This window comes from Bacillus sp. ISL-78 (genome assembly GCF_018613455.1).
GTDB classification, from domain to species: Bacteria; Bacillota; Bacilli; order Bacillales; family DSM-1321; genus Peribacillus; species Peribacillus frigoritolerans.
The window spans coordinates 182,186-202,041 of sequence record NZ_JAGGQC010000027.1 but is presented as its reverse complement, the minus strand read 5'-3'; the positions used below and the strand labels follow the sequence as shown (position 1 = coordinate 202,041).

Genomic DNA, 19,856 nt, shown 5'->3' with positions numbered 1-19,856 from the left:
TTTACAAGTACTTAAACATTTTCGATATAGATTAATCTTTCAAATCAGAGTTCTACTGGATTTGCTATTACTCGACAAACGAAAAGGACTGAACGCCCATGAGCAGAATCAGTCCCTTTTTTAAAAGTATTTACTTTTTCTTGTAAAAAAATGTGTCGATCGTTTCAAATTGATATTTTCCAGGGGTGAATATTTGCTCTGTACTTCCTACAAAAAAAACCCCGCCGCTTCTTAGTGATGCACTGAATTTTTCATATAACAAATTTTTGGCTTCTTCCGTGAAATAAATTAGCACATTGCGGCAAATGATTAAATCGAACCCCTGTTCAAATCGATCAGCGAGAAGGTTTTGCTTTTTAAATGTTACCCTTCTCTTAATTTCTTCATCAACACGATAAAAATCCGCTTTTTTTTCAAAGTATTTCCTTTTGATTTCTTCAGGCACTTCATTTAAGGAACGTTCAGGATACATCCCCAATTTCGCTCGCGCCAACACATTTTCATCCAGATCCGTCGCCAATATCTCTATCTGGCTAAGTGGAACCAGATTGGATAAAATCATGGCAAGCGTGTATGGTTCCTCGCCAGTTGAACAGGCCGCACTCCAAATCTTTAACTTTTTTTTGCTTGCTAATAACCCTGGAAGGATTTTCCGCTCCAATACTTCCCATCTTTTCGCATTTCGATAAAATTCGGAAACATTGATTGTCATTCTATCCAGAAACTCATTTAGAACTTCTGGATTGGTTTGAATGTCTTTATAGTATTCTCGAAATGAATGATATCCTCTTTTTTCATATAGAGATGTCAATCGCCTTTTCATTTGCCCTTCCTTATATAATGCCAAATCAATGCCTGTTAACGTTTTGATATTGCGAATAAACTCTTCATATTCTTGAGGCATTCCTACGACTCCCCTGCACATAATATTTAAGTGGTCCTGCCCTTTATATATCGGAGAGTGCCATATTTTCTTTAAACTACAATAATTCCTTACCATGCCGGGAAGTTAAAAAAGCAATGCAAAAAAAACGGGTTCCATCGCATAATGACGATGGAACCCGCTTCCTATATAGTGATGAGTACTAATTAATAAACCCACTCGTTTACAAGTTTAGAATACTCAACAAGTTCTTCTTCTTTGAAGAATAAACCGATTTCACGTACAGCGCTTTCAGCTGAATCAGATCCGTGAATGATGTTTTTGCCGACAGTTACGGCAAAATCGCCACGAATTGTTGCTGCTGCTGCATCTTTAGGGTTAGTAGCACCCATCATTTGACGTGCTGTAGCGATTACATTTTCACCTTCCCAAACCATTGCGAAGACAGGACCTGAAGTAATGAAGTCCACTAATTCGCCAAAGAAAGGACGTTCTTTGTGCTCGCCATAATGTTGCTCAGCCAATTCTTGAGAAATGACCATTAATTTTGCTCCTGCAAGAAGGAAGCCTTTCTTTTCGAAACGGGAAACGATTTCACCGATTAAATTGCGTTGAACGCCGTCAGGCTTTACCATTAAAAATGTTCTTTCCATGAATGTCACTCCTAATATGTATCATTGTTATTTGCCTATATAAGGCAATACTTTTAGAATATTACCATTGTTTGATGAGTTTCGCAACTCCCATTATCAAAACTTTCTTTTTCCGATATTTTTCGCGATATCCGATAAAGTTTTTCTAGCTTTAATGGCAGGAAGACCTTTCAACTCAGTAAAAGCTTTTTCTAAATACATATCACTGATCCTCGCTGCCTGTTCAATGGCACCGGAAGTTTTTATCGCATTGATTATATGGGACATTTCATCTTTTGGCGTATCTTCCCGAACAGTTTCGATAAGCTTTTTTAATTTTGGATCCTCCATAGCGATCAAAACGGGTAAAGTGATATTACCTTGAATCAAATCACTCCCGGCCGGTTTACCAAGCTCTTCTTCCGACGCCGTAAAATCCAATATATCATCGGTGATTTGATAGGACATACCGACATAATATCCGAATTTAAATAGCTTTTCGTGAATTCCCTCTTCAACACCTGCTGAAATGGCTCCCAACTGGCAGCTGGATGCAATGAGCAATGCCGTTTTCCGTTTGATCCGTCTAAAATATATCCGCCAATTCTGTTCGAAATTATACTTATCTTTAATTTGTTCAATTTCCCCAAGACATAGTTCAACCATGGTATCAGCGAGAATCTGATGCGCAAGCGGAGACTCGATGACCGCCATCATTTCCAGTGCACGAGCAAAAATGAAGTCGCCTGTGTACATGGCGACGCGATTATCCCATTTCGACTTGATGGTAGCCGACCCTCTGCGTAAATCCGCATCATCCACAACATCATCATGTACAAGGGAAGCCGTATGAATCAGTTCCAGAGTCGCTGCGACATGCTTTACGACATGAATATCATAGTTGCCAAACTTCGCACCCAATAGGACGAATACCGGACGGATCCGTTTTCCACCGGATTGCAGTAAATGCAGGGAAGCTTCCCTTAAAACCGTGGAATCCGCTTCAATTGCGGCTTCCAGTTCTTTTTCTATTAATTGCAAATCTGCATTCAAAAATGAATACATCATTTTAAATTTCATACATTCCACCCAGCTTTGTCCATTGCTATTCTGCTTATTTTGAAGGCTTGTACCCGAAATGTGTTGCTGCTACCCCACCGAAATGGGCTTTATAACTGACATTTTCCATTCCTGCCTGCTTAAACATGTTTTCAAGCTTTTTCATGCCTGGGAAATCTCGAGCCGATTCCTGCAGCCATGAGTATTCACTATAGCTTTTTGCGAATAATTTGCCGAACATGGGCATGATGAAACGGAAATAAAAATAATATCCCTGTTTAAAGCCTAGCATCGTTGGCTGTGACGTATCCAGGCAAACGACCATACCACCTGGCTTCGCTACACGGTTTAACTCTTTAAGCACTTTCATGTAATCAGGGACATTCCGCAGCCCGAAACCGATCGTGACATAGTCAAAGCTATTATCCTCAAAAGGAAGTTCCATTGCATTCCCATGCATTAGGGAAACCTGATCCAGATTGAGTTCCTTCACCTTTTGTTCGCCGATTTTCAGCATGTTTTTACTAAAATCCAGACCAACAACCTTTCCTTCTGGTCCTACTTCATTAGCAAGGGCAATGGTCCAGTCCGCTGTTCCACAGCATACATCCAGTGCATGGGCGCCTTTTGGGACATTCATGATGGCCATTGTAGCCTTCCGCCATTTAAGATGCTGTTTAAAGCTGATGAGGGAATTCATCTTGTCATAATTTCCGTAAATCTTTTCAAAGACATGATGAACTTTTTGCTCTTTAGACTGCTCCATGATTCACCCTTCTTTCACATATGAATTTGCCATACTCTCTGTTTGTTCCAAGATGGTCTTCACTCTTTCCAGTAGTTCATCATCCAACTTTGCCAGCTTCCGCATCGAGCGTTCTACGGATTGCCTGGCATCCCTCAGGCACTTGTCGAATTGGGTGCGTACCTGTTCTTCCTTTTCCGAAATGGGAACATCCCCACCGATCGAGTCATCAAAAAGCATTTCCCTTAGGACATCAAAAACTATTGATTCCCCCGACTTCATATAACCGCTCTTCTCGGCATGCAACCGTTTTAAAAGCAGCAGATCTTCCGATATTTCTATCCAGGCAGGCTCATTATAGTAATTCGCCAGTTTCTGAATCAGCGAAGCCTCGATCGCTTTTAACGTCATTAAAAGCGTTGGTACATCATGAATCGACCCTTGTTGGTATAGAATGATTTTATTATCATTTATTTTTTTTATCGCGCTTGAAAGGATACGGATCATATCAACATTACCTATACTGGCAAGCCCTTGATAATATAAGCCACTATAGTAATCACCGGCAAGCACTTGTAATTGACGATTTTTCAATACCTCGGGCGACTCGATTCCTTCACCCGAATTCGAGACGATTTCATGGGTATCCAGAGCTATTTGCACTAACATGGTTGAAATGATGTATTGATTCCGTTTTTCGCTTGTAACGTCCAAATCGTTAAACAATCCCCAAAGCAACATCAGTTTATCTTCGTCCAGGCTTGGCTTTTGTATATACTTCAACAAATATGGATGTTGAGCTTTCGTTTCTATTAATCGTTTTAATTGCCTTATGTCGTCCGTTATGTTTAACAATTGAGATCACCCTTGCATCCCCGAAAGATAATTTTTTTCATACATATTGGTTTCTGTCTGTGTAAAATACACATTATTATACCATAAAAACAATCAGATGAAATGGTCAACGTTTATAAAATGAAACTTCCAAAAACAAGGAAATCATCGACTTTTGCTCTTCAAAAACATGGATGCGGGAAATTTACAGCTTGTTAAACGCGATATCAGGTGATTGATTTATAATTAACCAAGCATTGAGAAACGATCATTTGTCAGGTGAATTCTTTTTGGAATCACTTTCTATCTCTCCGAATGGGGTATAGACCTTTGCATGGCCCCTGATTTTAATTGCCGAGGTATGCTCCGTGAATTGTGCGATCATCACCTCTCCTGAGTCCAGTTTTTCGGAGTGGTGAAACTTGGTGTCCGTTCCTCTTGTCAACCCGATGACATTCACACTATCCTCAATGGCTTTGATTACGACAAAATCATTCAGAATCTTTTTTTCATTCATTTTTTCCTGCCCCCATATCCTTAGTCTTTAATGAATGCCAGTACTTCAGCTCTAGTACGGTGATCCTTCGCAAACGTTCCCCTTACAGCTGAAGTCACTGTTTTAGATCCCGGTTTTTTCACGCCTCGCATGGTCATGCACATATGTTCAGCCTCTACTACAACCATTACACCATGAGGCTCGAGCTTTTCCATTATCGAGTCTGCAACTGTAGAAGTGATGCGCTCTTGAAGCTGCGGACGCTTCGATACAGCCTCAACCGCCCGTGCCAATTTGCTTAAACCAGTCACTTTTCCGTTTTTCGGAATATATGCTACATGGGCTTTCCCGTAAAAAGGGACTAAATGATGTTCACATACCGAGTAAAACGGAATATCCTTTACAAGTACAAGTTCTTCATGGTCCTCCCCAAAAACAGTATCGAAATATTCCTTTGGATCCTGATTAAGTCCAGAAAAAATTTCTTCATACATTCTGGCTACACGAGCAGGAGTATCCAGCAGTCCTTCCCTCGTTGGGTCTTCCCCTACAGCCTCGAGAAGCATTTTAACCGCTTCTTCTAATTTGGCATGATCAACATTAGCCATTTTTTGTACCTCCTAAAAAATCAATAATATTATGTATTCAGATAAAAAAACCAAAGCGCGTTGCACCCGGAAATCCATAATTGCAATTATTAAATCACCGATTACCCATACATTGAAGCCCTTTAAAGGCAGTTTCGTCGGAAGCGGTTTCGGATGGTTATTTTCTTGTGCAGTTTTCACCATCTGAAGCGTTTCTAAAATATTCACTGTCCTTTATATTATCACAGATGGAAATTAAGAAGCAAAAAAAGGACCGCGTTTTCACGCGGCCCTTTTCGGTTAAGCACCCGTATGTAATGGTAGAATTACTTCACTGCATCTTTCAGCGCTTTACCGGGTTTGAAAGCTGGCACTTTGCTAGCTGCAATTTCGATTTCGTCACCAGTCTGTGGGTTACGGCCTTTACGAGCCGCACGTTCACGAACTTCAAAGTTACCAAAACCAATCAATTGGACTTTATCACCGTTTTTTAGAGCTTCTAAGATTGTATCAAAAACAGCATCAACAGCTTTTGTAGCGTCTTTCTTAGAAATTTCAGTTGCTGTAACAACTTCATTAATTAATTCTGTTTTGTTCATGCCATTCACCTCCTCCCAAAAGGAATCTTTATAAAAAATCATTATTACAACACTATAATAGTGATTTGATATTAGCTTCGGTCAAAAAATTTTCATTCACTGACAATCAGGGATTACCAAGCCGGTTTAATTTCCAAATTATTCATCCGGAAATTTATAAATAGGTTGAAATCGCTGTTATAACGCGTTTTCTGTATGTAGATTATCACAAATCCTATAAGCTTAGCAAGGGAATTCAAAAAATAATGGGAATCTTTTCATTAATAATTGTATATATTATAAATTTTGTCTTTCGCTATTCATCATTTCCCTTTTTTATAGAAATTAAACTTATTATATTGCTGAAAATCGCTTAACCACAGGGTTTTTTCAAGATTATACTAAAAAACAGCAGATTAATTCAAATATTAGCGTTCATAAATGATATTTTTCTTGCGATCCTGCCGTTTCTCCCATGTAAAAAGACCAATCCATAAATGGAGTTGGTCCAGCCTTAAACGTTTTCTATAAGATGATGGCAATCAAACCGCCACTGCCCTCATTAATAATCCTCTCAAGTGTTTCTTTTAATTTATAGCGTGCATTGTCTGGCATCATCGCTAATTTCACCTGTATGCCTTCCCTTACGTAGGAACTTAGGCTTCTTCCAAAAATATCGGAGTTCCAAATGGAAAGCGGATTGTCTTCGAAATCCTGCATCAGATAACGTACTAATTCCTCACTTTGCTTTTCCGTACCGATGATTGGCGAGAATTCGGATTCGACATCGACCTTGACCATATGGATGGAAGGGGCTACGGCTTTTAGCCTGACACCGAACCTGGCTCCCTGGCGGATGATTTCCGGTTCATCAAGACTCATATCGTTAAGGGATGGCGCTGCGACACCATATCCAGTTTGTTTAACCATTCTCAACGCATCGGCCACCTGATCATATTCTGCTTTCGCATACGCAAAGTCCTGCATTAATGATAACAAATGATCCTTGCCCCGAATCTCCACACCGACAATTTCCTTCAGAATATCATCATAGAGTTCATCCGGAGCGTATAGGTCTATTTCTGCAACCCCCTGCCCCATCTCAATGCCTGCAAGTGCTGCACGGTCAATGAACTCGAATTCATTGAAATGACCGACTACACGATCAACATCCCTTAGGCGCTTAATGTCCTTGACGGTCTCTTTAACCGCTTCCTGGTAACTTTCCCTTAACCAATGATCCTCGCGCAGAACCATAACCCAGCTCGGGAGATTAACATTGACCTCGAGAACAGGAAATTCGTACAAGGCTTCGCGCAGTACGCTGTAAACATCCGATTCCCTCATTCCCTCGACACTCATGGCCAATACGGGGATATCATACTTTTCCTGCAAGGATTCCCTCAGTGCTACCGTATTCGGGTGGTGAGGCTGAACGGAATTGACAATCATGATAAATGGCTTGCCAACCTCTTTCAATTCTTCGACGACCCTTTCCTCGGCCTCTAAATAATCACTTCGCGGGATTTCTCCTATCGAACCATCCGTAGTAACGACCACGCCTAATGTGGAATGATCCTGAATTACTTTGCGAGTACCGATCTCGGCAGCTTCATTGAACGGAATCGGCTCTTCATACCAAGGCGTGTGAATCATGCGGGGACCATTTTCATCTTCATACCCTTTTGCCCCGGGTATTGTATAACCGACACAATCGACTAAACGGATGTTCACGTCGAGACCTTCAGCTACTTGAATCGACGCTGCCTGGTTCGGTACGAATTTGGGTTCCGTCGTCATGATCGTCTTTCCGGCAGCACTTTGAGGCAATTCATCCTGTGCCCTGGCACGGTCCGCCTCAGACGGTATATTCGGAATGACGACTAGCTCCATGAATTTTTTAATAAATGTGGATTTTCCAGTCCTGACGGCACCGACCACCCCCAAGTATATATCGCCACCGGTCCGTTCAGCTATATCTTTAAAAATATCTACCTTTTCCAAGGTATCCCCTCCCGAATTAGAGTTTTGGGATTTCGTTTATCCATTTGCATTTATTTAGGACAATATATATCTATGATGTTGTCCTAAAAATTTATTCCATTTATTTCCCTGGTTCAATCCCTTCCTCCACCAGAAATTTTTATATAAGGGTTGTTATTTTAAAAGTAAGATGAAATAAAGATAAAAGAAATAACCCTTCCCCTACAATATATTTTGCAGAAGAAGGGTTATGCCTATTTTGTTAGAAATATTGGGGTATTTGTTTTTTCATCAATTGTATATGGTAACGAATAGGCAGGGACGAACTCCGAACTCCGCACCAGCAGTTCCCGGATATCTTCACCTTGCTTGATTTTCCCCTCATTCTTCTTCAATGCCTCAAGTAAATCCGGAGTATAATCAACAAAAATGCTGCCTTGACCATCGACTACAAGGAATAAATCTTTTTGTGAAAATGGACTAGTGACCGTCGGAGCTTCCTTCAGGCCCATCTTTTCATAATCAAGCGTGAAGACATTATTGGATAACCTTTCCTTAAACGGTGGGTATCCGTTGCTTTGCTGATAGGCAGTCAATCTCAAGGAAACATCCTGAATCTTCTGCGCCATCCTGACATCCAATAGCTTTACAGTCGGATCTTTTTCAACATTAACGAGGATGTATTGAAAGATACCCCCGGATTCAAAGGCATTGTCCGGCGGTTCAGCCATATACCTCGGCGAAATCTTAGAAAATTTTATGACATATTTTTGATAAATCGGTGTCCCTGCATCTTTAGTAACTATCGGCAGTATGCCGCCTTCATCTTTCTGAAATTGATCCACTGCACTTTGGACGGATTGTATTTGCTCTTTATAAGGCAGTTGGTTTTGCATTTTTTGCTTCTCCGGATATAAGCAGCCAGATAATGATACAGTGATGCATAATAAACATAATATTTTGAAAAAATTTCTCATCATTTCTCCTCACCTATCAAGTGGTTGGCCCGCTAAGAACAACGATAAGGATGATCAAGCCGGCCAGAATCATAAGTATGTATGCGATAATTGCTGTCAAGACTCTCCAAAAACCTTTTAATTTATAGCGGCTTAAGTAGATTAGAAATATAGAGATAACCATAAAGCCCATAGCTATAAAGGATATCCACATTTTTTGCAGAGCAGGTGTCATATCTTCATCACTCCTTTTTCCAGAAATTATTATAACATACCAAATTACGTTAAAGGAATTAAATCCTTGTCCAATCTGTGTAATTCCCGTTTTCATTACTCGTTCTCGTGAAAAAAAATTTCTGAGATCCAGTTATATAACGAGAAATATGTAATTATTCCCTCCTCCAAGCAACAAAAAAACACCGCAATGAATGTTTCAGTTTATAAACAAACTCGATAATAATTGAGTTCGTCGACAGTTTTTTAAGGTGTTTAAAATTTGACCGTTGATTGGAACGCAGTGCACTCGCTTTCCCCGGAAGGTCCGCCTACGGTGCCATTAGCGCCTATGGGGTCTCCCATGGCCCCGCTTTCCCGCAGCAGTCTCGTACGTTCCGTTCCAGTCAACCTTGTGTTAACAGGAAGATAAGCTCCTTATTCAAGGGTGAAAACGCGAGGTGATGAGGATACCTTTGATCAGCTTGAAATGTTTACTTGGACCACCTCTTGCAGCGAACTATTTGATTAGTAAAATGGAGGCTGCCATTCATGTAAAGAAGATGTCCACCTAGACTTGCCGAAGGATAGAAATGGTCGAAATAATGACCTTGGAGAGTTCATCATTATCCAAAACTGCTATAAATTCAAAAAGGTTTCGGAATGGTACCATTCCGAAACCTTTTTATCTACAGTCTGAATCAGCCCTATGGCTGTTTTTCTGCTTTTTTCAATTAAGATTGAAGCGTCGGCAAGACTTCTTTAAACGCTTTAATGACTGTATCGACTTCATCCAGCTTAATAGTCAATGATGGCTCGATCCTGATTGTTTTGGAATTAATAAGCGTACCTGCCACCAAGATGCCTTTATCAAAAAGGGCTTTTGAGAATTCATAACCCACTTCATCTTTATGGAACTCAATACCGATCATTAATCCTTGGCCGCGTATTTCCAGCACCTTATCTTTGTGCTCAGCAGCCACTTCCCTTAACCCATTTAAGAAGTATTCCCCAACTTCTGCAGCACGCTGCGGTAAGTTTTCTTCCAAAAGTACGTCGATCGTAGCAATGGCCGCAGCACAAGCTAATGGATTTCCGCCAAATGTCGTAGTATGCATGAATGGATTGTCGAACCAGCTTTTAAATACTTTCTCATTGGCTACAACAGCGCCTGCAGGCATTACTCCGCCACCGAATGCTTTCGCTAAACAAATAATGTCCGGAACAACATCATATAGCTGGGATGCAAACATTTTACCTGTCCGTCCCATTCCTGTTTGCACTTCATCCAAGATCAATAACGCATCATATTCGTCACACAATGCCCGAACCTGTTTTAAATAATCTTGCGGAGGCAGGATGACCCCTCCTTCACCTTGAATAGGCTCCAACAGCACAGCAGCAACATCTTCACCGACCAATCCGCAACTTTCAAACGTTTTTCTCATCATATCCACATCACCGAATGGTACATGGCGCACACCTGGTACCAACGGGATGAACGGTTTTCTGAACATACCCTTTGCCGTTGCAGACAGGGAACCAAGGCTTTTGCCATGGAATGATTTTGTCGTGGAAATGATCGTGTATTTGTCACTGTACATTTTAGCCAGTTTTAGTGCAGCCTCCACGCTCTCGGTACCGCTGTTCGTAAAGAATGAATATTTTAGATCTCCCGGCGTGATTTCAGCAAGGATCTTGGCAAGCATTGCACGTAATGGATCAAGCAAGTCCTGGCTATGAAGGGCTTGTCTTTGCAATTGATCGGTTACTGCCTTTACTACTTTAGGGTTACGGTGGCCAACATTATAAATACCAAAGCCACCTAAACAATCAATATATTTTTTTCCATTTACATCCGTAAAACAGGAATCTTGATCAGACCACTCCACCGAAGCGAACTGTGTGTCTTTAGTGACCGTCTTCCGGTATTCCAAAAACCCAGGGTTTACATGGTTACGGAAATTCTCGACCGTTTCTCTTGTTACCCACTGTGCATCTTCTTTTGAAATTTCTTTCTGCTCGATTAATTGAAGCACCTTTTTAATATAATCTTGAGTTGCTGATTGGGTAGCTTGAGTGTTTTTACTTTCTACGTTAATTGACATTTTATAATCTCCTTTTTTAATAGCTTTAGTTGATGGGTTAATTAAGTTTGCTTGTTTTATGAAACTTTGATGCTTACCTCCCTTTTTTCTTATACTTACTAATCAAGCAAGAACCATGCCAAGTTAATTCACCAATAAAATCGCATTTTTTTAAAAAAACCACTCTTAAATTATGCAATTATGCATATCGTTATTTCACTTTGCATAATCAAGTGTGGGAAATCATTGAAAAGCTTCGAAAATGCCTTCATAAAAATAAAAGCCGTTGACAAGTGATTTTCATCACTCGGCAACGGCTTTTAATCAAAATGCATCATTTTCGATTTTCTTACTTTGTTCAGCTAACACTTTTTGATACTTCCTGCTCACTGACGATTGACTTATCCCGAGCGCTTTAGCCGCTTTGGTCGTGGTTTTATACTGTTTCATGGCAAGCATGATCAATTGTTCTTCCACATGATCCTGCGCTTCCTGCAGCGGAAGGATTCTCGTAATGATGGGTTTCGTTTGTTTAAAGTCACTGCCCACAGGTATGAACCTTTGAATGAAGTCAGCATCGATCATCTCTTCATCTGCAGAAACAACCAATCTTTCAATCATGTTCTGCAACTCACGAATGTTTCCCGGCCAAGTATAGACTTCCAGTATATTTAATGCATCAGGGGAAAAGTGATAATTCCGCTGATACCTTTCATTCAGTTTTTGCAGGAAATGAAAGGCTAGCGGCGGTATATCCTCCGGCCTTTCCCTTAATGGGGGCACATGTATGGGTATGACGTTCAATCGATAGAATAAATCTTCTCGGAACGTGCCCATCTCGACCATTTTTTCCAGACTCTTATTCGTGGCCGCAACAATTTGAACATCAATGGAAATGGGTGTGGTGCTGCCAATCGGAATCACTTCCTGTTCCTGGAGTACCCGCAGCAGCTTGACTTGCAGATGTATGGGCATGTCACCCACTTCATCCAGGAATAATACACCTTTATTGGCCTGCTGAAAGTATCCTACCTTCCCATTTTTATCCGCTCCTGTAAAGGAACCCTTCGTATAACCAAACAATTCACTTTCGAGAAGGTTTTCCGGAATCGCCCCGCAATTTATCTTCAGGAAAGGTTGTTTAGATCGCCTGCCCATTTTATGAATGGCTTCAGCAATCACTTCTTTACCTACTCCCGACTCCCCATTGATTAATACAGTAGATGAAAAATGGGCTATTTTCTTGACTTGGCTGATTATTTGCTCCATTTTAGGACTTGCAAAAACCAACTCTTTATAAAATTGATCCTGTTTTTTGAAAGAGTCCAGTTCTTTCCTCATTTCATTTAATTCCGATTTCAATTGTGTCGTTTCCGTTATATCCCTTGATGCAATGACTATTCGATCTATTTCCCCTTTTTCATTGAACACAGGGGTGCCGACGGAAAGGACTTTCTTATTCATTTTCGTATCTTGGACAATCGATACTTTCTTTTTTTGTTCAAGGACTAACCGGGTTACCGAAGGATTAAAAATCCCTTCATCTTCTAATTGCAAGAGATTCTTCCCGATATAATCTTTTAAGTCCTTCCCCCAGAATCCCGAGATGATGCTGTCACTATAGCGCAGCAGCTCTCCTTTTTGATTGACTACAAGTATTTCATCATAGATATTCGCTAAAATGGCATTCAAGTCTTTATTCGAGCTTTTTATCAATTCTATTTCCATGGCCATTTCCTCAACCATCGGTAAATCCTGAACGATGATGATCAGGCCTTCGACTTCTTTTTCATGGTTCAGAATCGGGCTATAGTCGACGAGCACACTCATGACATCAGTAATCTCCAACTGATTCAGAATACTGCTCCCGCTGGCAAACACGCTATGTATATGCTGCTTATTGAAGATGTTCGCAGCAGGTTCATTAAGGACTTGTTCAGAAGGTTTTTTTATCATCTTCAAGCCTGATTCATTGAAGTTCACGATATTCTTTTCTTTATCAGCCACAAATATCCCCATAGGAATGGAGGTTAATATAACATTCAGCAGGTCTAAATTTTGTTTGCTGTCCTGCTTGAATAATTCTGCTAATACATCTTCCCTTTTTACATAACCCGTTAGCAGGCCATCATCCGTTTTTATCAGCACGATAGGTTCACCGATAATTTGAAACAGATGCGGCAAGGAAATGTTAGGGTGCAATTTACAGACATTATCAATCGAAAAAGCATACTGTAAAAGCTGATCGACTGTCGTTATTTTTTCATTTAACGGGAGGTCATCCATGCGGATATACGCAAACACTTGATTTTCCTTCATAAGAAAGAAGAAAGGTTCCTGTATCTCATGAATATTTTGGTCTGAAAATGTAGGCTGATCAATTGTTATAGTTATGAATGGTCTAATTTTATCATCCGGAATAGATAACACAGTTTCACTCTCCTTTTGTAACCTAACCTATATTTTATCACAATTCCGAATTGCAAGATAAAAAATAATAGGCACCATTACTCATATCCAGCATTTACCTTTACTCATTCCACAACAAAAGGGTCCATTAACGGACCCTTTTGAACCTGATATGCAGCTTAGACTTATTTTATAAAGGACCGTCCACCTTATCTTATACATTCCAATCATGTTTGACTTTTGCTTATTCCTATTTGTAATGATTCGTGGATGGCAGTCCTCTGCTAAGGATTTTTATACAGATAGAACCGCTCCCTCCATACCGTCATAAAGCTTCATACCATCAGCACTATAAGGAACCAAGGGTAAAATATATGCTTCTGCCCCCGTCACCATTCCTTATACATCCCCCTGCGTAATTTGTCAGATAAATACCATCAAAAGCAAGGCGACGAACGTTAATACAGCATTGCTTTCGCACCCATTTTCCTAACCATGACACGGGAACCGTCACAATAATCAGTAAATTCAACGCTTATGGATAGGTCAGTACAGAAGGAAATTTATTAAAAGCAATATAATTGAAATGAATGATTAATCCATCAGTATCGACTAACCTGCAAAAACAGGCATATGTATGAATGGACTTTTGCATATAAACCTATACCGAACCTGCCGAAGGAATGACTTTGCCAACATTACATAACCGTACGCCGGGAAAAGCATCACCATAAAGCTCCCGGGCACCATATTAATCTACATATTCTTGCCCTAAGTGCTGAATACATGTTGCTAACGCTATGAACGGCATGGGAACAACAAGCAATAGCATTAATGACCTCTTTATTTCTCATCAGCCATGTAAGACCCTCCCTCGTGTAATGAAACAGTAGAATAAATTCACTGTGCTTTTTCAAAATGAAATAGCGGAGGGGATTCCGTAAACCATTTTGTCCGATATAGGAGATAACCAATCCCAATTACCGCCCAGACTATTCCTAAAATCAAGGAACTCATACCGAGATTAAGCCAAAGGATGAAGACCGAAGCCGCGCCTAAAACCGGGGACAGAATAGTTGAAAGAAAACCTTTAATCGTTCTGAAGCTTTTGTTTCTTATCGAATGGACGATTACGCAAATATTCACGAAGGTAAAAGCGATTAATGCCCCAAAGTTTATGAGGGAAGTGGCCGTAACCAAATCAAGGAATAAGGCAACCAGTGATATCGACCCGACAAAAATGACATTAAAAAATGGCGTGTTGTACTTGGGGTGGACAAACCCAAATAGTTTTTTCGGGATCATTTGGTCACGCCCCATGACATATAGCAACCTAGAAACACTAGCGTGAGATGCCAGACCGGAGGCAAGGGTACCGCATAACGTTCCTGCAAGAAAGAATGCCTGAAATAACTTCCCGCCCACGAAAAGGGCAATTTCCGGAGAAGCTGCTTCAGGATCGCTAAAACGGGAAACATCCGGGAAAAATAACTGTGTAAAGAATGATGCCGTCACGAATAAAACCCCTCCGATCAGGGCAGTCAAAAAGATTGCCCGGGGGACCGTTTTAGATGGATTCGGTGTTTCTTCCGATAAAGTAGTGACTGCGTCAAACCCCAAAAAAGAAAAACAAAGGATTGTAGCACCAGTTATGAGCGTCGAGATTTCCATGTGGGGCCCGATGAATGGCTGAACCGACAAGACCTCTCCAGTCCCTTCTCCACCCATGACGCCTTTAACGACAAGAGCCCCAAAAATGAAGATGACCAACATTTGAAAAAAAACAAGGAAGCTATTAAAGTTAGCCGCAAAATTAACATTGAATAAGTTAATGACTGTCATTAAAAGGACAAATGCCACCACCCATATCCATGGGTATACTTCCGGAAAAAGAGCAGTTAAGTATATTTTTGTCAAAATGCCGTTCACCATCGGTAAAAATAAATAGTCAAGTAACGAAGACCACCCGACAAGGAAGCCTAAATGAGGACTGATCGTTTTTTGTGTGTAAGTATAGGATGAACCTGCCTGCGGATATATTTTAACCATTTTTCCATAACTGGCTGCCGTAAACAACATTGCCAAAAGAGCAATGATATAAGCGGTCGGCACATGCCCCCCGGTTTTTTCGGAAACTATCCCGAATGTATCAAAAACAACCATCGGCGTCATATATCCAACACCGAGCAATACGATATGCCACAAGTTTAATGACCTTTTCAGATTACCTGTTTGCATGTATCATTCCCCTTCCTTTTTAAGCGAGAAAAGGGTAACTAACTTTTCTCGCCACCCCTTATAATTTTTTGGTCATATTACACTACGCAATTTTCATACCAAAAAAAAGGGTCGATTTTTAACAAAAAACAAGGAAATATGTAGAATGATTTATGCAAATCTGAATAATCTATTCAATTATTCATAAATTGAAGATTTTTTGCCCATAAAAAAAGCAGAAGATATTTAGATACCTTCTGCTCATTTGACTAAATCCCCCGTGCCGAGGTCAAATTACTAGTTTACTTTCGTTGCATTGTATGCTGATACACGGCAAGGCGCATCATCAAATGCCTAATTTAATGAAATTCTTTTATGAAAATCAACAGATTGGAGATTAATCCTGCTGCCTGCTATCCAATATGTTAAAAAGTTCTTCCATCTCATTCGTTTTTGAACGATTCATCAAAAGGTCAACTGCCTTTTTCACTTCTTCCCCATTGAATAAAACATCGTACAGAGCTTCTGTGATTGGCATATTCACTTCGTACTTTTGGGCTAGTTGATAGGCGGCTTTAGTGGTTCTGACACCTTCAACGACCATCCCCATGTTTTCCAAAACTTCTTCAAGTTTTTGCCCTTTACCAAGCATATTCCCAGCTCTCCAATTACGGGAATGAACGCTTGTACAAGTGACGATCAAGTCGCCAATCCCAGCTAAACCTGAAAACGTTAGTGGGTTAGCCCCCATGGCCGCCCCTAGACGGGATATTTCAGCCAATCCCCGTGTCATTAATGCAGCCTTGGCATTATCCCCATAGCCTAAACCATCCGTAAGGCCGGCACCCAAAGCGATGATGTTCTTTAATGCCCCACCGATTTCAACACCAATCAAGTCCGGATTTGTATAGACACGGAAATTATTATTGATAAAGATGTCCTGAACCCTTTCGGCAGCTTTCATATTCTTTGAAGAAACGGCAACTGTTGTCGGGTGACGTAAACTGACTTCTTCTGCATGGCTCGGTCCAGAAAGAACCACTATATCTTTAAGCCAATCCGCCGAAGAGACTTCCTCAATCATTTCTGATATACGAAGCAGTGTATCAGGTTCAATTCCTTTACTCACATGAACGATCGTCAATGGTTTATCATGAGCCTCTTTAATCTGGCCAAGCACTTCCCTGTAGGCTTTTGTCGGCACCGCCAAAATAATTATTTCAATTCCGGCCAACGCTTCCTTAAGGGAAGAATAACCTTTAATCCCCAAAGGCAATTCAATGCCAGGCAAGTATTTTTCATTCGTATGATTTTGATTGATTTCATCGATTTGTTTCTGATTATGTCCCCATAATCTCACTTCATGCTGGTTATCAGCGATTACGAGCGCTAAAGCAGTCCCCCAGCTCCCAGCTCCAATCACTGCGATACTTTCTTTTTCTTTTACCACGGTATAACCACCTTTACTATTTTCTCTGGCGTCCAAAAATTCGTATTGGTGTTCCTTCAAAACCAAAGGCATCCCTAATTCGATTTTCTAAAAATCTCTCATATGAGAAATGCAATAACTCCGGATCGTTAACGAATACGACGAAAGTTGGCGGCTTGATGGCTACCTGTGTCGTATAGTAAATTTTCAAACGGTTTCCATTATGAGTCGGTGTCGGATTCATTGCCACGGCATCCATTACCACTTCATTCAATACATTTGTCTGAACCCGGATAGCATGATTCTCACTAGCCTGATCAATGACCGGTATTAAGGTATGTGTCCGTTTTTTCGTTAAGGCAGAAAGATAAATGATTGGCGCATAATCCAAGAACAGGAAATGAGCCCGGATCTTTTCTTCAAAATCCTTCATCGTTTTTTCATCTTTCTCGATGGCATCCCACTTATTGACGACGATGATGACCGCCCTACCCGCTTCATGGGCATATCCTGCAATTTTCTTATCCTGCTCACGAATTCCTTCTTCAGCGTTCAGGACTACAAGAACAACGTCTGAACGTTCAATTGCCCTTAATGCACGAAGTACGCTATATTTTTCCGTACTTTCATACACCTTGCCTTTTTTCCGCATCCCTGCTGTATCAATAATGACATACTCTTTGCCATTGTACTTATACGGAGAGTCAATCGCGTCACGAGTCGTACCTTCAATATCACTGACAATGACACGTTCTTCACCTAATAGTGCATTGACCAGAGAAGATTTACCTACGTTCGGTCTTCCAATCAAGCTGAATTTAATGACATCATCAGCATAATCCGGGCCGTCAAATTTAGGGAAATGTTTAGCCGCTTCATCCAGAAGGTCACCAAGACCAAGTCCATGAGAACCGGAGATCGGGAATGGATCGCCAAAACCTAACGCATAGAAATCATAAATTTGATCTTTCATTTCTGGGTTATCGACTTTATTTACCGCAAGGACAACCGGCTTTCTGGATTTATAGAGAATCTTTGCGACCTCTTCATCAGCAGCCGTTACACCTTCACGACCATTCGTCATAAAAATAATGACATCAGCTTCGTCAATGGCAATTTCAGCCTGCTGGCGAATTTGTTCTAGGAACGGCTCGTCACCGATATCAATTCCACCTGTATCAATAATGTTAAAATCATGTGTCAACCATTCACCCGAACTATAAATCCTGTCCCGGGTCACTCCTGGAACGTCTTCAACAATTGAAACCCGTTCTCCAACTATTCTATTAAAGATTGTCGATTTTCCCACGTTCGGACGACCGACTATCGCAATTACCGGTTTTGGCATTGCTATTCACCCTTTCTGCTACTATATCTCTGTCAAAGTCACGAAATTCATGAATGCATTTATTACGGTTGCTTTGCATTATTGATTTTCATAATTTCCTTTTAAAGGAAAAGGTTGTATTCATCATCATTTAAAGGAATCTTTCATCAGTAAGAATAATCCCAACTGATGTTCAGTTAAACTCATCAGGTATTCACGGGCGGTTTGTCCACTTGACGCCCCGGTTCCTTAGGTGACATGAAGCTGAACCCTCTGCATGCTAAAACTTGATTCTAAACAGCCCAAAAAAATGAAGAAAGCTTCGGCATACGGCTTCCTTTTTAATTGTTTAGAGCATTTTACGATTTATCTACAGACCTCTAACTATCCTATAGTAACAAATTTCTCGCCAATCAACAATGATTGTATGAATAAAAGCCTTCCAATTCCAATTGGTTCCATTTATATTTCTGCATTTTGATAAAATAGCTAATACCCCATACTAATTTTCTCCATACTCATTGATTAAAATTCTCTTTTCCTTGTTTTGATAAAAATCTCGAATGGGAAATTGTATAAATGTATTGGCCAACCAGTTCCAACATTCTCCACAGTATGTTTGCCCCCAATACCAGCACGGCATTATCATGCCATGAGTAAGCAAGGGCCACATAAGGTAAAGAGTGGTAAGCAAGTAATCCCGAATATATAATATCTCCTAGCAGCATCCCAATTAAAAGGACGAACAATCGATGTTTCCAATTTTTAAAAAGTAATAATATGAGATAATTCAGGAAAATACACAAAAGATAAGAGGGTTTCATTATGAGCCATATCGGATCAAGTAAAGAAAAAAGTTGAAAGCTCGCATAAGCGAGAGTGATAATAAGACTTCCGCTAATCAGTTCCATCATCTTGATGATTGATTTCTTCCTAATATACACACACAGAATAAAGAAAAGATACGGTCCGCTCAAATGCACGGAAATCAATGGAGCCTCCAGTTTATAGCCCGCTAATACCATTACGGCTAATAGATGAAAAAGAAAATCAAAACGATAGGGAACCGTTTTCGGAATAAAAAACATGATAATGACCCAAACTATCCATGAAATCCAATAAAATATAATTCCATCCATGCAGCGTCCCCCCTTTTAGGAACATTATGGGTTGTTTATTCAAAGTATAAACGTTAGGCACGGCATTTAATGAGGAAACCATACCCCATTCATTTAAAAAGGAGGTGTGAACATGGGAAAAGATCGACAAGAGAAGAAATTGAGAGAAAGTAAACGGGTGGAGTCCGACAGGGACCAATCACTGGGTCTTAAAGGGGCAACAAGAATGGAAAGCCCTGAAGAGGCACGAAAAAGGAATAGTTAAGTCTATCCATGAACAAAAAGGAAGCATCTCCATTCGAT

General features: G+C 40.4%; 19 protein-coding genes. 2 read left to right on the top strand and 17 right to left on the bottom strand.

Annotated features, from left to right (window positions below; translation table 11 throughout):
- Positions 1–130: 130 nt before the first annotated feature.
- The 11 genes from J7I96_RS23290 to J7I96_RS23240 all read right to left on the bottom strand — a co-directional run bounded on the left by J7I96_RS23290 (position 131) and on the right by J7I96_RS23240 (position 8,988).
- Positions 131–904: a CheR family methyltransferase gene (locus tag J7I96_RS23290; RefSeq protein WP_214772055.1), complete on the bottom strand. Its 774-nt coding sequence runs from the start codon at positions 902–904 to the stop codon at positions 131–133.
- Positions 905–1,089: 185 nt separating this feature from the next.
- A complete protein-coding gene (ndk, locus tag J7I96_RS23285; protein WP_034308008.1) occupies positions 1,090–1,536 on the bottom strand; it encodes a nucleoside-diphosphate kinase in 447 nt (148 codons plus the stop codon).
- A 96-nt stretch (positions 1,537–1,632) separates the two neighbouring features.
- Complete coding sequence (hepT, locus tag J7I96_RS23280) at positions 1,633–2,595, bottom strand: heptaprenyl diphosphate synthase component II (RefSeq protein ID WP_053535594.1); 963 nt, start codon at positions 2,593–2,595, stop codon at positions 1,633–1,635.
- 34 nt (positions 2,596–2,629) lie between these two features.
- The gene (locus J7I96_RS23275) at positions 2,630–3,340 is read right to left on the bottom strand and encodes a demethylmenaquinone methyltransferase (protein WP_034308012.1); all 711 of its coding nucleotides are present in this window, start codon (positions 3,338–3,340) and stop codon (positions 2,630–2,632) included.
- 3 nt (positions 3,341–3,343) lie between these two features.
- On the bottom strand, positions 3,344–4,174 hold the full coding sequence (locus J7I96_RS23270) for a heptaprenyl diphosphate synthase component 1 (RefSeq protein ID WP_214772057.1): 831 nt from the start codon (positions 4,172–4,174) through the stop codon (positions 3,344–3,346).
- A 247-nt stretch (positions 4,175–4,421) separates the two neighbouring features.
- Positions 4,422–4,670: a trp RNA-binding attenuation protein MtrB gene (gene mtrB, locus J7I96_RS23265; protein ID WP_076365643.1), complete on the bottom strand. Its 249-nt coding sequence runs from the start codon at positions 4,668–4,670 to the stop codon at positions 4,422–4,424.
- A 20-nt stretch (positions 4,671–4,690) separates the two neighbouring features.
- A complete protein-coding gene (gene folE / locus J7I96_RS23260) occupies positions 4,691–5,257 on the bottom strand; it encodes a GTP cyclohydrolase I FolE (protein ID WP_034308020.1) in 567 nt (188 codons plus the stop codon).
- A gap of 305 nt (positions 5,258–5,562) precedes the next feature.
- Entirely contained in the window at positions 5,563–5,835 is a 273-nt protein-coding gene (locus J7I96_RS23255; RefSeq protein WP_034308023.1) for an HU family DNA-binding protein, read from the bottom strand.
- Positions 5,836–6,339: 504 nt separating this feature from the next.
- Positions 6,340–7,818, bottom strand: a complete 1,479-nt coding sequence (gene spoIVA, locus J7I96_RS23250; protein ID WP_214923446.1) for a stage IV sporulation protein A — start codon at positions 7,816–7,818, stop codon at positions 6,340–6,342.
- 233 nt (positions 7,819–8,051) lie between these two features.
- A complete protein-coding gene (locus J7I96_RS23245; RefSeq protein ID WP_396020132.1) occupies positions 8,052–8,774 on the bottom strand; it encodes a hypothetical protein in 723 nt (240 codons plus the stop codon).
- 16 nt (positions 8,775–8,790) lie between these two features.
- The gene (locus J7I96_RS23240) at positions 8,791–8,988 is read right to left on the bottom strand and encodes a DUF2768 domain-containing protein (protein WP_048681698.1); all 198 of its coding nucleotides are present in this window, start codon (positions 8,986–8,988) and stop codon (positions 8,791–8,793) included.
- Positions 8,989–9,249: 261 nt separating this feature from the next.
- Here J7I96_RS23240 and J7I96_RS23235 point away from each other — a divergent pair, with 261 nt between their 5' ends.
- The gene (locus J7I96_RS23235) at positions 9,250–9,399 is read left to right on the top strand and encodes a hypothetical protein (RefSeq protein WP_214923443.1); all 150 of its coding nucleotides are present in this window, start codon (positions 9,250–9,252) and stop codon (positions 9,397–9,399) included.
- 301 nt (positions 9,400–9,700) lie between these two features.
- Here J7I96_RS23235 and J7I96_RS23230 read toward each other — a convergent pair whose 3' ends face one another.
- The 6 genes from J7I96_RS23230 to J7I96_RS23205 form a co-directional block, all read right to left on the bottom strand.
- Positions 9,701–11,074, bottom strand: coding sequence for a putrescine aminotransferase (locus J7I96_RS23230; protein ID WP_214923442.1), 1,374 nt, complete (start codon positions 11,072–11,074; stop codon positions 9,701–9,703).
- 303 nt (positions 11,075–11,377) lie between these two features.
- Complete coding sequence (locus J7I96_RS23225; protein WP_238141516.1) at positions 11,378–13,483, bottom strand: sigma 54-interacting transcriptional regulator; 2,106 nt, start codon at positions 13,481–13,483, stop codon at positions 11,378–11,380.
- Between the two features lie 879 nt (positions 13,484–14,362).
- Positions 14,363–15,700, bottom strand: a complete 1,338-nt coding sequence (locus tag J7I96_RS23220) for an APC family permease (RefSeq protein ID WP_214772066.1) — start codon at positions 15,698–15,700, stop codon at positions 14,363–14,365.
- A gap of 376 nt (positions 15,701–16,076) precedes the next feature.
- Positions 16,077–17,129 carry an NAD(P)H-dependent glycerol-3-phosphate dehydrogenase gene (locus J7I96_RS23215; RefSeq protein ID WP_238141517.1) on the bottom strand — a complete coding sequence of 351 codons (1,053 nt, stop codon included), beginning with the start codon at positions 17,127–17,129 and terminating at the stop codon, positions 16,077–16,079.
- Positions 17,130–17,145: 16 nt separating this feature from the next.
- Entirely contained in the window at positions 17,146–18,456 is a 1,311-nt protein-coding gene (gene der, locus J7I96_RS23210) for a ribosome biogenesis GTPase Der (RefSeq protein WP_034308039.1), read from the bottom strand.
- A gap of 497 nt (positions 18,457–18,953) precedes the next feature.
- A complete protein-coding gene (locus J7I96_RS23205; RefSeq protein WP_214923440.1) occupies positions 18,954–19,574 on the bottom strand; it encodes a YphA family membrane protein in 621 nt (206 codons plus the stop codon).
- Positions 19,575–19,686: 112 nt separating this feature from the next.
- Between J7I96_RS23205 and J7I96_RS23200 the strand changes: the two genes are divergently transcribed.
- Positions 19,687–19,818, top strand: a complete 132-nt coding sequence (locus J7I96_RS23200) for a YpzI family protein (RefSeq protein WP_095389675.1) — start codon at positions 19,687–19,689, stop codon at positions 19,816–19,818.
- Positions 19,819–19,856 lie beyond the last annotated feature (38 nt).